The organism is Flavobacteriaceae bacterium GSB9 (genome assembly GCA_022749295.1).
Lineage (GTDB): Bacteria > Bacteroidota > Bacteroidia > Flavobacteriales > Flavobacteriaceae > Flavisericum.
Window position 1 is genome coordinate 3,138,608 of sequence record CP062007.1, and the last position, 12,633, is coordinate 3,151,240.

Annotated in this window: 11 protein-coding genes; 8 read left to right on the forward strand and 3 right to left on the reverse strand. The window is 37.3% G+C overall.

Translation table 11 applies throughout. From position 1 onward, the window contains the following. The first annotated feature begins 4 nt into the window (after positions 1-4). Positions 5-1,096, forward strand: coding sequence for an ABC transporter permease (locus tag GSB9_02793; protein ID UKM66213.1), 1,092 nt, complete (start codon positions 5-7; stop codon positions 1,094-1,096). A gap of 844 nt (positions 1,097-1,940) precedes the next feature. Here GSB9_02793 and GSB9_02795 read toward each other — a convergent pair. From GSB9_02795 to GSB9_02798, 3 genes are all read right to left on the reverse strand, one after another. Continuing rightward, positions 1,941-2,696 (reverse strand): DUF6090 family protein, encoded by a 756-nt coding sequence (locus GSB9_02795; GenBank protein ID UKM66215.2) that lies wholly within the window; start codon positions 2,694-2,696, stop codon positions 1,941-1,943. A 411-nt stretch (positions 2,697-3,107) separates the two neighbouring features. Further along, entirely contained in the window at positions 3,108-3,713 is a 606-nt protein-coding gene (gene yihA, locus GSB9_02797; protein UKM66217.2) for a ribosome biogenesis GTP-binding protein YihA/YsxC, read from the reverse strand. Between the two features lie 54 nt (positions 3,714-3,767). Then, positions 3,768-4,532 (reverse strand): alpha/beta hydrolase, encoded by a 765-nt coding sequence (locus tag GSB9_02798; GenBank protein ID UKM66218.1) that lies wholly within the window; start codon positions 4,530-4,532, stop codon positions 3,768-3,770. A gap of 329 nt (positions 4,533-4,861) precedes the next feature. Between GSB9_02798 and mraZ the strand changes: the two genes are divergently transcribed. The 7 genes from mraZ to murD all read left to right on the forward strand — a co-directional run bounded on the left by mraZ (position 4,862) and on the right by murD (position 12,613). Next, entirely contained in the window at positions 4,862-5,332 is a 471-nt protein-coding gene (gene mraZ, locus GSB9_02799) for a division/cell wall cluster transcriptional repressor MraZ (GenBank protein UKM66219.2), read from the forward strand. Then, on the forward strand, positions 5,319-6,215 hold the full coding sequence (gene rsmH, locus GSB9_02800; protein UKM66220.2) for a 16S rRNA (cytosine(1402)-N(4))-methyltransferase RsmH: 897 nt from the start codon (positions 5,319-5,321) through the stop codon (positions 6,213-6,215). Before mraZ ends, rsmH begins: the two co-directional genes overlap by 14 nt. 15 nt (positions 6,216-6,230) lie before the next feature. Beyond that, positions 6,231-6,548: an S-adenosyl-methyltransferase gene (locus GSB9_02801; protein ID UKM66221.1), complete on the forward strand. Its 318-nt coding sequence runs from the start codon at positions 6,231-6,233 to the stop codon at positions 6,546-6,548. A 63-nt stretch (positions 6,549-6,611) separates the two neighbouring features. Further along, complete coding sequence (locus GSB9_02802; protein ID UKM66222.2) at positions 6,612-8,564, forward strand: transpeptidase family protein; 1,953 nt, start codon at positions 6,612-6,614, stop codon at positions 8,562-8,564. Beyond that, positions 8,561-10,024, forward strand: coding sequence for a UDP-N-acetylmuramoyl-L-alanyl-D-glutamate--2,6-diaminopimelate ligase (locus GSB9_02803; GenBank protein ID UKM66223.1), 1,464 nt, complete (start codon positions 8,561-8,563; stop codon positions 10,022-10,024). The genes GSB9_02802 and GSB9_02803 overlap by 4 nt, the downstream gene beginning before the upstream one ends. Before the next feature lie 15 nt (positions 10,025-10,039). Then, the gene (gene mraY / locus GSB9_02804) at positions 10,040-11,281 is read left to right on the forward strand and encodes a phospho-N-acetylmuramoyl-pentapeptide-transferase (GenBank protein UKM66224.1); all 1,242 of its coding nucleotides are present in this window, start codon (positions 10,040-10,042) and stop codon (positions 11,279-11,281) included. After that, the gene (murD, locus tag GSB9_02805) at positions 11,282-12,613 is read left to right on the forward strand and encodes a UDP-N-acetylmuramoyl-L-alanine--D-glutamate ligase (protein ID UKM66225.1); all 1,332 of its coding nucleotides are present in this window, start codon (positions 11,282-11,284) and stop codon (positions 12,611-12,613) included. Positions 12,614-12,633: the final 20 nt, after the last annotated feature.

The window sequence follows — 12,633 nt, forward strand, 5'->3', positions numbered from 1 at the left end:
GTATATGGTTAAATCTGCCTCACTAAAACATTTGGCGCTCCAAAAGTTTAAAACAAACTTTTGGGGCGCTTTCAGTTTCTTTTTTATTGTGTTGGTGGGTGTTGTTTCTGTATTTGCTTACGTATTTGCGCCAGATAATTCCCAGTACGCCAATCAAATGCATTTGTCAATACATTCGAAAAATCCAGGTTTTAGCGTTACAATCTTAACCATGCCGTTAAAGTTTGAAGATGGGCAGTCTTTTTTTGATAAAATGTTCTTCGGAAAGAAAAATGCCTCTACCGAGGTTCCCATTTCAGATTATAGTATAGAGAACAACACATTGACCTATACTGAATATGCTGCCGATGGTCTGCAAGGGGCAGAAAAGAGCGTAGCATTGTCTAATTTTCCTGAGAACTCGGTTAGAGATTATATATCGGAAAAAAAGTTTTTGTTGGGAACCGATAAATATGGTCGCGATTTGTTGAGCCGTGTTTTAGTGGGTGCCCGAATATCTTTTTTTATAGGTTTTGTGGCGGTTTTTATTTCTTTGGTAATTGGTGTTTTAATGGGGAGCCTAGCGGGATATTTCGGTGGGAAGTTAGATACTGTGATTATGTGGCTTATTAATGTTACTTGGTCTATTCCTACCTTGCTTTTGGTTATTGCTATTACTTTGGCTTTGGGTAAAGGGTTTTGGCAGGTTTTTATAGCTGTGGGTTTAACCATGTGGGTTGAGGTGGCACGGGTGGTACGTGGTCAAATAATAAGCGTTAAAGAGATGCAGTATGTTACGGCTGCAAAAGCTTTGGGCTATACCGATTTTAGGATTATCACCAAACACATTCTGCCCAATATTATGGCTCCTGTAATTGTAATTTCGGCAGCGAACTTCGCGGCGGCTATTTTAATAGAAAGTGGATTAAGCTTTTTAGGAATTGGCGCACAACCACCCATGGCCAGTTGGGGGGCGATGATAAAGGACCACTACAACTATATTATTTTGGGAAAACCGTATTTAGCTGTTATTCCAGGACTTTGTATTATGAGTTTGGTAATGGCCTTTATGCTTATTGGTAACGCCCTTAGGGATGCTTTGGATGTGAAAGGGTGATTTTTATTTGATTTACGAAAACTGTAAAATGACAAATTTTTCTTTTTAACAAAACTACTATTGGCTTTGCACCTTGGTAGCAAGTGTTCTTTTTAATTTGGAGTTTAATGTTTTCATGTGTAGTTCTCGTTTAATTAAGTTTTCCACATTTGTTTCATATGTATTTATATGGCTTAGGTTAGGAAACGAAACCTTTTTTTTTAATGGATTTTGCTATTAGGATACTAAAATAATTGTAAGATAGAATTAACTTTTGAGTAAAATGACCTTATACTGTCTTAAAGCCAAACTTGTTAGCCGTAAGTTGATTAAAAAATAGCTTGCCCCTTGTATTTTAATATTTTTATTTTGTCGATATTCTTTTATCAATAACAATAAACCTTCTATATGTTGTTGTAATATATATCGTTCTTTGCTCAGAATTCATTTTATCATCCAATAAAAAATAATAATCAAATGAAGAGCCTCCATGAATTTTAACGATTCCATTTTTAGGTTTTTCCACTAAAAGAAAATTAGAGAAATATTATAATTTACCATTTTTTACTAGCGAAGGGATATCAAAAAAAGGAGCGGTTATTGAAATTAAAATTATTAATGTTAGAAATATAATTACAGCTAAACCTAAGGTAATCTGAATTTTGATTTGTTCTTTTGAGTTTTGCGCATAATATCTATTCTTCATTAATTTCAATTTGAATTATTGCTAACGTTTGGGTTGTGGTTTTCGTTGTATTAAAATCTTGCCGGATTTTTTGAAAGAGGTCCAAGATAGGAAATTTACGAGGACTTTGCGAGTAGGAAATTCAGTCGCAATATGCTAGGCATGGTGTTGTGTTTTAGCTTAATCAATTTCACTATTAATAAGTTGTAGTATTTCATTTTGCATTGCTGAAATACTGTTCAACTCACTTATAATCATTTTGTTGTAATAAAATCGTTGAGCTATTAACGAGCCTAATAAATTGGAATTTAATATCATTGATGATGAACTTAATTTAACCTTATTGAGCCTATCAATTGTATAGGCATAAGTGTTTTGATATACATCAATCATATCACTATTTTGTCCTAATAACGGACATATTTGAATATTTGCTAAAACTCTCACATCCTTCTCATCTTCACTTAAATCAGCAACTTCTCTTTTAAAGCGACTTATTAAAGTTTTTAGTTTTTCATTTTTTATCAAATCAATATTTCCAGTTGATATTATCACATCTATAGTCGACGTAGTAGGAATGTATGTTGGTGCGGCAATAGCGGCTATTGATAAGGTATCAGCAATTTTAATTTTAATGTCTTTTGGATTAGTTTTTAAAATTTCAATAAACTTGTTCAAATTGCGATGATATTTATTGTTTGCAAACGTTAATACTTTAATTTCTTTTTGATTTTTATTAAAATCTTCTTTCAGATTGTTTAAAATTGATTGTTCAGTTATTCTATTGTTTATTTCCTGTTTTTTACTATTGATTTGCAAAGCGATTAAAATCCCTATAACTACAAGGATAATTTCGCCAATGGCATAAATTAGATATTTGCTGAACTTATTTTTAGTCAGCATTTTGTGACGAATTTTTCTAAAGAATTTTATCATTGTTTAGCGGTTCTGTTAATGAATGCCAATGGTTGGTGTAAGAATAGTTCGGTTTTGTGTCTGAGGATTTTCCGTAGGAAAATCAGTCAGTTGAGTATAGTAAATTTTAGTTCCGTCGCTTTACCAAGAAAATTTGGCCATTTTATCCCAAGAGTTTGAAATTAAAGAGTCCTTGAACAATTTTAATTCCACAATATTTGCACTTTTAGTCGATTTCCAATGTCCGATTAAGTCAGAATTAATATTGTTTTTAGAACAACTTTGCGAAAATGAAACTATTATTAAAATTGTGATAATGTTTTTCATTCAAATTATTGCCAACGTATGGGCAACACTATTCCGCTTAGCACCATTATATTTATTCTGCTAAATATAAAAAATATTCTTACAAATAAAGAAGGTTGCTGAAAATTAACCCAACTCCATATTGGCATTCAATTCATCAATATAACCTAAAAGTTCTTCTTTCCCTATGTCTTTAGAGGATGAGGTAATAAAATAATTGGGCATGGCTTCCCAAAATTGTAATAAGATATTTTTGTAGTCCTCGATATGTCGCGTTATGGCTCTTGGTTTTAATTTGTCGGCCTTAGTGAATATAATAGAAAAAGGAATGCCGTTTTCTCCCATCCATTGCATAAACTCCAAGTCTATGCTTTGTGGCTTATGCCGAATATCCACTAAAACGAAGGCGCTAACCAATTGCTCGCGAAAAGAAAAATATTGGGTAATGAATTTTTGAAAGGTTTTTTTGGAGCTTTTTGAAACACGGGCGTAACCATAACCTGGCAGATCGACTAAATGCCAGTTTTTGTTGATTAAAAAGTGGTTTATGAGTTGTGTTTTTCCTGGTTTGCCAGAAGTTTTAGCTAAACTTTTTCTGCCTGTAAGCATGTTGATTAATGACGATTTCCCTACGTTACTTCTGCCAATAAAGGCATATTCGGGCAAACTGCTTTTAGGGCATTTTTCGACATTGGAATTGCTTACAATAAATTCAGCTGATTTTATTTTCATGCTTTTAGTCATTCCCACTAGGGCAGGAATCTTTTATTTGAATAAATCTACTGGCTAAAACCCTCTTTTTTGTAGCCATTCGTTCATTATTTGGTTGAACTCTATGGGGTGTTCCATCATGGCGGCATGCCCACATTTGTCTATCCAAAACAACTCAGAATCTGGTAACAATTCGTTAAACTCCACCGCAACTTCAGGGGGGGTGACGTTGTCGTTTTTGCCCCAAATAATGCAGGTAGGGGTGGTCATTTTTGGTAAGTCTTTTGCCATGTTATGGCGTATGGCGCTTTTAGCAATGGCTAAGGTTTTAACGAGTTTGTTGCGGTCGTTTACGGTTTCGTAAACTTCATCGACAATCTCTTTAGTGGCAACGGCGGGGTCGTAAAAAACATCTTGAGCTTTCTTTTTTATAACCTCGTAGTCACTGCGCTTAGTGTAGCCGCTACCCATGGCGCTTTCGTAAAGACCAGAGCTTCCAGTAATGATTAATGCTTTTATGCTTTCAGGGAACATTTTGGTGTGGTAAAGCCCTATGTGGCCTCCAAGTGAATTGCCCAATAAAATCACCTCTTTGTAGCCTTTAAATTCAATAAAATCGTGCAAATACTTGGCAAAGCTTTTTACGTTAGTTTTAAGCAGTGACATGCTGTAAATAGGGAGTTCTGGGATTAAGATTTTATATCCCTTGTTGCTGAAAAAGTCAGTAACCGAATCGAAGTTGCTTAAACCTCCCATTAAGCCGTGTAGCACAATAATTGGCGTGCCTTCACCTGCTTCAATATAATTGTAATTCTTTTCTTTTTTTAATCGATGCGCCATTAATAGTGTTAGTCATTCGTTAAAAACAAATATAGTTATTTCATTCAAAATTCCACCATATTAATTTTTTTCGGCAAAAATTGTTCTTCATTGTTTTTGGTCGATTCTTCTTTCTTCTGCAGGAGAAGATGTTAACAATTTCAATCCCACGATTTTAAGATGTTTTCAAATTAAAGGAGGCAAGAGCCGATGCCGCTTTGCAAACGAAGCCGCTCGATAAAATACGGTTTTAGTCGAAAATTTATTAACAAAGTGGTAATAAGTGGTAATAAGTGGTAAATTTTTCAATATATTTGACACTTAAACGTTTAATATTCAGCGCGCCGCTTGTGGACTTAATTACAGGAACATACGATTGCAAAGTTGATGCGAAGGGCAGGTTAATGATGCCAGCTTCCATCAAAAAGCAGCTTTCTGCCGTTTTGCAGGATGGGTTTGTTTTGCGCAGGTCGGTGTTTCAAAAGTGCTTGGAGCTCTACCCAATGGCCGAATGGCAAGCACTTATGCAGAAGATGAACAAGTTGAATAAGTTCAAAAAGAAGAACAACGATTTTATCAGAAGATTTACGGCGGGAGCAAAAATTGTTGAAGTTGACGTAAATGGAAGATTGTTGATCCCGAAGGAATTGACGGTTTTTGCGAATATTTCAAAAAACATTGTTGTGGCTTCGGCCATTAATATCATTGAGATATGGGATAAAGGCCTTTATGAACAGGCCATTGACGATGCGGCAATAGATTTTGCTGATTTAGCCGAAGAAGTAATGGGACAAGATGACGACGACCATGGAATATCATAATCCGGTATTGTTAAAAGAAACGGTTGATGGTTTAAATATAAAACCAGATGGTGTCTATGTTGACGTTACGTTTGGCGGTGGCGGCCACAGTAAAGAAATATTAAGTAGGCTTGGGGAAGATGGTAAGTTGTTTGCTTTCGACCAGGATCAAGACGCTCTTAAAAACACAATTGATGACGATAGGTTTACGCTTATCCATGAGAATTTCAGGTATGTGAAGCGCTTTTTGAGATTTCATGGCGTAAAAAAAGTGGATGGCATTTTGGCAGATTTTGGTGTGTCGTCCCATCAGTTTGATGTTGCCGAACGGGGGTTTTCAACACGTTTTGAGGCTGATTTGGATATGCGAATGAATCAGCAAAATAAACTGTCTGCTTTTCATGTAGTTAATGAGTATGACGAAGAGCATTTGAAGCAGGTGTTGTTGCAATACGGTGAATTGCGTGCGGCTCCGGCTATGGCAAGGTTAATTGTAAGTGAGCGAAAAACAGCGCCAATTGTAACTAGCGGACAGTTAAAAGCCGTTTTGAAAAAGTTTTTGTCGCCTCGCCATGAAAACAAAATATTGGCTCAAATCTATCAGGCTATTAGGATTGAAGTGAATCAGGAAATAGAGGTTCTGAAAGAGTTTTTGGTGCAGACGCCAGAAATATTAAAAACAGGAGGCAGGTTGAGTTTTATATCCTATCATTCGTTGGAGGATAGGTTGGTAAAGCGTTTTATAAGAAACGGTTTGTTTGAGGGGGAGCCAGAACGCGATATGTTTGGGCGTTTTGAGGTGCCGTTAAAAAAAGTAGGTGGCTTGATTGTGCCTTCGAAGGAAGAAATAAAACAAAACAACAGGGCGAGAAGTGCTAAGCTTCGTATTGCTGAAAAATTATAGAGATAAGGTTGTTGAATGAAAAAGAGTTTGTATAACATATTAAAGGGAACATTTTTAGTTAGCGATGACGCTTTTAAAAACTGGAGGTTCATTTTGTTTGTCTCGGGCTTGGCTATAATAATGATTGCAAGTTCGCATAGTGCCGATAAAAAGGTTTATGAAATTGCCCGGTTAAAGAATGAGGTAAAGGAAATGCGTTCGGCTTTTGTTGATGGCCGTTCAAGGCTGATGAAGCTAAAAATGGAATCGCATGTTGTAAATGTTATGAAGAAAAAGGGGTTGGCGCCCTCGGTAATTCCACCAAAAAAAATAAAAGTAAAATCGCAAAACTGATAGGTTAATTTGGCAGTAAACGAGAAAAGCATATTGAACCGTTTGTATTTTATAGCTGGATGTATGTTCGTCTTCGGCCTAGCTGTGGTATTTAAACTATTGAGTATCCAGTTTGTTCAGGGCGATAAATACCGGGCTTTAGCTACCGAGCGTGTGGTTAAGGATGTTGTAATTCCTGCCAATCGCGGTAACGTGTATTCGGTGAATGGGAATTTATTGGCCACCTCGGTGCCCAAGTACGATATTAGGTTTGATGCCCTAACGCCATCAGCTACAACTTTTGAGGAACATATCGGTCCGCTTTCAGATTCACTTTCAAAATATTCAGGGAAATCAGCTAGTGCATACGAAAAAGCTTTAAGGCGAGCTCGAGCTAACAAACACCGCTACTACTTGTTGGCTAGGAATATTGGTTATTCTGATTATATCCGGTTTAGGAATTTTCCAATGCTAAACCTTGGTGCTTTTAAAGGCGGTTTAATTGTAGAACAAAAAACTAAGCGCGAGCACCCTATGGGAGCTATCGCCCAACGTTCTATAGGTTACGAACGATTTGATGATCAAGGTAATGTTACCCGTGCAGGGATTGATGGAGCTTTTGGTGTAAAGTATTTGCGTGGCACCAATGGGCAGCGAAAGAAACAGAAAATTGGAAAAGGGCAATGGAAGCCCTTGAGTGATGCTAATGAAATTGAGCCTAAAGATGGCTATGATGTTTATACCACCATTGATGTTAATATTCAAGATATAGCACATCATGCGTTGTTACGTCAATTGGAAGCTTATGAGGCCGATCATGGTTGTGTGGTGGTTATGGAAACCAAAACTGGAGAAATACGTGCTATTTCTAACTTAGGAAGAAATAAAAACGGAACCTATTACGAACGCTTAAACTATGCGGTAGGCGAATCGCACGAACCGGGATCTACGTTCAAAGTGATGGCTTTGATGGCTGCTTTGGAAGATAAAGTGGTCGATACCTCAACAGTAATCGATACTAAGCTAGGTTACAAACGCTTTTATGGGCGTGCCATTTACGATACGCATGGTCATGGTAAAATTTCAGCAGCGCGAACACTAGAGGTGTCTTCAAATATTGGGTTAGCGACCATTATTGATCGAGGGTATTCCAAGAACCCAAAACCATTTATTCGTCATTTGAAAACTTGGGGTTTAGATGAGCCTTTAGGGCTTCCAATTATAGGCGAGGGCAAACCTGTAATTCCTGAGCCGGGCGATAAAATATGGAGTAAAAATGCCTTGCCTTCTATGGCATATGGCTACAATCTGAAGTTAACGCCATTGCAAACCTTAACGTTTTATAATGCCATTGCTAATGATGGTGTTATGGTTAAACCAAGGTTTATCAGAGAGGTAAGGGAATTGGATCGGGTGGTCGAAACTTTTGATAGAAAAGACTCGGGTAAAAAAATATGCTCCGATAAGACATTGAAGTCCATCCAGACAATATTAAAAAATGTTGTGGAGCGTGGTACTGGACGTTCTCTATATTCAGAGCATTTTTCAATGGCGGGAAAAACTGGAACAGCACAAACAGAATATTGGATGAAAGATTGGAAGGAGAACAGAAGGTATATTTCATCGTTTGCGGGGTATTTTCCGGCGGAAAACCCTAAATACTCTTGTATTGTCGTGATTCATAAGCCAAGTGTTGAAAAGGGGTATTATGGTGCAGATGTTACCGGGCCTGTATTCAAAAGAGTCGCTCAAAAAATCTTTACAGATACGCCTATTGTTGATGAGGTTGAAAGTCTTGATGTAAAAGTGGCTGAAGTTGAAAACGAGTTTGAAGCGTATTACAAAACAGCCCAAACCTATAAGACCATAATGCCAAATGTAGTTGGTATGCCTGCAATGGACGCCTTGGCCTTATTGGAAAACATGCAGGTGGATATAAAAGTGAAGTTGAGTGGACATGGTATTGTAAGGGTGCAATCTGTAGACAAGGATGCCAAATTAAAAAATAACCAAACAATTACGCTTAAAGCATCATGATGGTACTTAAAGACATATTATACAAAGTAACTCTCAATACCGTGGTTGGAAATACGGGTGTAGAGGTGCGTGCCATTCATTTTGATTCCAGAAAGGTTAAAAAAGGCGATTTGTTTGTTGCTATTCGTGGTTTGGTTGCCGATGGGCATGACTTTATTGAAATTGCAATAAAAAATGGAGCCAACATTGTGGTTTGTGAAGATCTGCCTAAAAACTTGTCTGAAGGTGTAACCTATGTAGAAGTCGATAATTCAAATAAGGCTTTGGCTTTTATGGCTTCTAATTTTTACGGAGCGCCTTCCGAAAACTTAAAACTTGTTGGGGTAACTGGTACCAACGGAAAAACTACCGTAGCAAGCTTGCTTTATCAGTTGTTTAAAAAGGCTGGTTATAAAGTCGGGTTGTTGTCAACCGTCAAAATTATGGTTGATGATATAGAATATAAGGCTACACATACCACGCCTAACTCATTAACTATAAACAAGTATTTAAACGAAATGAATGCGATTGGTGTTGAGTTTTGCTTTATGGAAGTGAGTTCGCATGGCATTCACCAGTTTAGAACCGAAGGTTTAAGTTTTGCGGGTGGCATTTTTACCAATTTGTCACACGATCATTTAGACTACCATAAAACCTTTGCCGAGTACCGCGATGTTAAAAAGAAATTTTTTGACGGACTTACAAATAAGGCGTTTGCCTTGGTCAATGTTGATGATAAGAACGGTTTGGTGATGTTGCAAAATACAAAAGCCAAAAAGTACACATATGCACTTAAGCAATATGCCGATTACAAATCGCAGATATTGGAAAACCAATTTGGAGGATTGTTGCTTAAGGTCAACGATAGTGAGGTGTGGACGCGTTTGATAGGGGACTTTAATGCCTATAACGTTTTGGCTATTTATGCAACTGCCGATTTATTAGGACTCGAAAAGGTCGAGATTTTAAGATTGATAAGTGATTTGGAAAGTGTAAGCGGCCGTTTTCAGTACATTATTTCAGATGAAAAAATTACTGCTGTAGTCGATTATGCCCATACACCCGATGCTCTAAAAAATGTCTTGGAAACCATTAACAGCATCCGTACAAAAAACGAAGCACTTATTACGGTTGTTGGTTGTGGTGGCGATAGAGATAAAAGTAAGCGTCCAAAAATGGGGCATATCGCATCGGCGTTGAGTACCAAGGTTGTTTTTACAAGTGATAATCCGCGTAGCGAAAACCCTGAAGATATTTTAAAGGATGTGGAAGCAGGCGTAGAGCCTCAAAATTTTAAAAAAACATTGACCATTCAAGATAGAAGGCAGGCTATAAAAACGGCCTGTCAAATGGCACAGCCGAACGATATTATTCTTATAGCTGGTAAGGGGCATGAAACGTATCAAGAAATAAAAGGAGAACGTTTCGATTTTGATGATTTTAAAATTGTTAAGGCGTTTTTAAAGCAATTGCAAAAATAAAAGAAGAACATATAAATGCTGTATTACCTATTTGAATATTTAGAAAAAGAATTTCAGTTCCCCGGAGCCACGCTTTTTGGGTTTTTAACCTTCAGGGCTGCAGCTGCCATGATATTATCATTGCTGATTTCAACAATTTATGGTAAAAGGATTATTCAATTTTTAATTAAACAGCAAGTAGGTGAAACAGTGCGCGATTTAGGCCTCGAAGGTCAAAGCGAAAAAGCGGGCACACCTACTATGGGCGGTATCATCATTATTTTGGCGACGCTTATTCCGGTGTTGCTCCTGGCTAAATTAGAAAACATCTATATCATTCTTTTAATTGTTACTACACTTTGGATGGGAGCCATTGGATTTATTGACGATTACATTAAAAAATTTAAAAACGATAAAGAAGGCTTGAAAGGGCGCTTTAAGGTGATGGGGCAAATAGGTCTTGGCCTTATTGTAGGGGCGACCTTGTTTTTTCACCAAGATGTAACCATGAAGGAAAAACTGCCGTTAGAAGAGCAAAGGGTGCTTCTTGCTGAAAACCCAGATATTGAAGCGGCAAAATTGTTTAAGCCTGAGGTGAAGTCGACCAAAACAACCATACCGTTCGTTAAGGGTAATGAATTTGACTATGCCAAGGTTATTACTTGGATCAGTCCAAAATTGGAAAAACACGCATGGGTGATATTCATTTTGGTAACCATTTTTATTATTGCGGCAGTTTCAAACGGAGCCAATCTTACCGATGGTATTGACGGCTTGGCAGCGGGTACTTCTGCGATAGTTGTGCTTACATTGGGAATTTTTGCATGGGTGTCAGGTAATATCATTTTTTCAGAATACCTGAACATTATGTACATCCCAAGGGTTGAGGAAATCACAATTTATATTACCGCATTTGTTGGGGCGCTAGTCGGTTTCTTGTGGTATAACACATATCCGGCCCAGGTTTTTATGGGGGATACGGGCAGTTTGACTATTGGCGGAATTATAGCGGTAATAGCTATTGCGGTTCGTAAGGAATGGTTAATCCCTGTGCTATGTGGTATTTTCTTGGCAGAAAACTTATCGGTAGTCATGCAAGTGAGCTGGTTTAAGTACACCAAGAAAAAATTTGGCGAGGGGCGTCGCATTTTTTTAATGTCGCCGTTGCATCATCACTATCAGAAAAAGGGCTATCACGAAAGTAAAATAGTAACGCGCTTTTGGATTGTGGGAATATTATTGGCGATAGTTTCTATAGTAACACTTAAAATCCGATAAATGAAACGATTGGTGGTGCTTGGTGGAGGGGAGAGCGGTGTTGGAACGGCGCTCTTGGGGAAGCAAAAAGGATACGAAGTATTTGTTTCCGATAAAGGAAAAATAAAAGAGAAATATAAACAAGTTCTTTTACATAATGAGATTGAATGGGAAGATGAAACCCATACCGAATCGAAAATATTAAATGCCGATTTGGTGATGAAAAGTCCGGGGATACCAGATGCGGTGCCTTTGGTAAAACAAATTCGTGAAAAAGGTGTTCAAGTGGTTTCAGAAATTGAATTAGCCTCAAAATTTACAAAGGCTACACTGATTGCCATAACTGGTAGCAACGGTAAAACCACCACGGCAACCTTGACACACCATCTCTTGAATAAGAGTTTGAATGTGGGTTTAGCCGGAAATATAGGCGATAGTTTTGCGAAGCAGGTTTTAGAAAAAAATTTCGATAATTATGTTTTGGAGGTTAGTAGTTTTCAGTTGGATGACATCGTTGATTTTAAGCCTAAAATAGCAGTAATCACCAATATTACGCCAGATCATTTGGACAGGTATGATTATAAGTTTGATAATTATATCCAATCAAAATTCAGGATAGCAAAGAATCAAACCAATGATGATTTTTTGATTTATGATGCCGATGATGAGGTGATTGTAAATCATCTAAAAAACAACCCAGTTCAATCAACATTACTACCATTTTCAATAGAAAAAATGATTGAGAATGGCGCATATTTTAAAAATAACGAAATAACAATAACAATAAATAACACTCAAATATCTATGCCAACAACAAAACTTACATTGGAGGGGAAGCACAATATTAAAAATGCCATGGCGGCTTCAACAGTGGCGCATTTACTTAAAATAAGAAAGCAAACCATTCGTGAGAGTTTGGAGAACTTTCAAGGTGTTGAGCACCGTTTGGAGCTGGTATTAAAAATTAACAAGGTCCAATACATAAACGACTCCAAAGCAACAAATGTTAACGCAACATATTATGCCTTGGAGAGTATGGATGCCCCAACCGTTTGGATAGTTGGCGGTGTTGATAAAGGCAATAATTACGAAGAGCTTTTTCCTTTTGTAAATGAAAAAGTAAAAGCTATTATCTGTTTGGGTGTAGATAATGAGAAGCTAATGAGCACATTTGGTAATATGGTAGATGTTATAGTTGAAACCCAATTTATGAGCGAGGCCGTAAAGATTGCGTATAAATTGGCAGAATCAGGAGATAGTGTTTTGCTTTCGCCAGCTTGTGCAAGCTTCGATTTGTTTGAGAGTTACGAAGATCGAGGGCGTCAGTTTAAAGAGGCTGTTAGAAATTTATAGGCTGAATGGAATTCAAATTA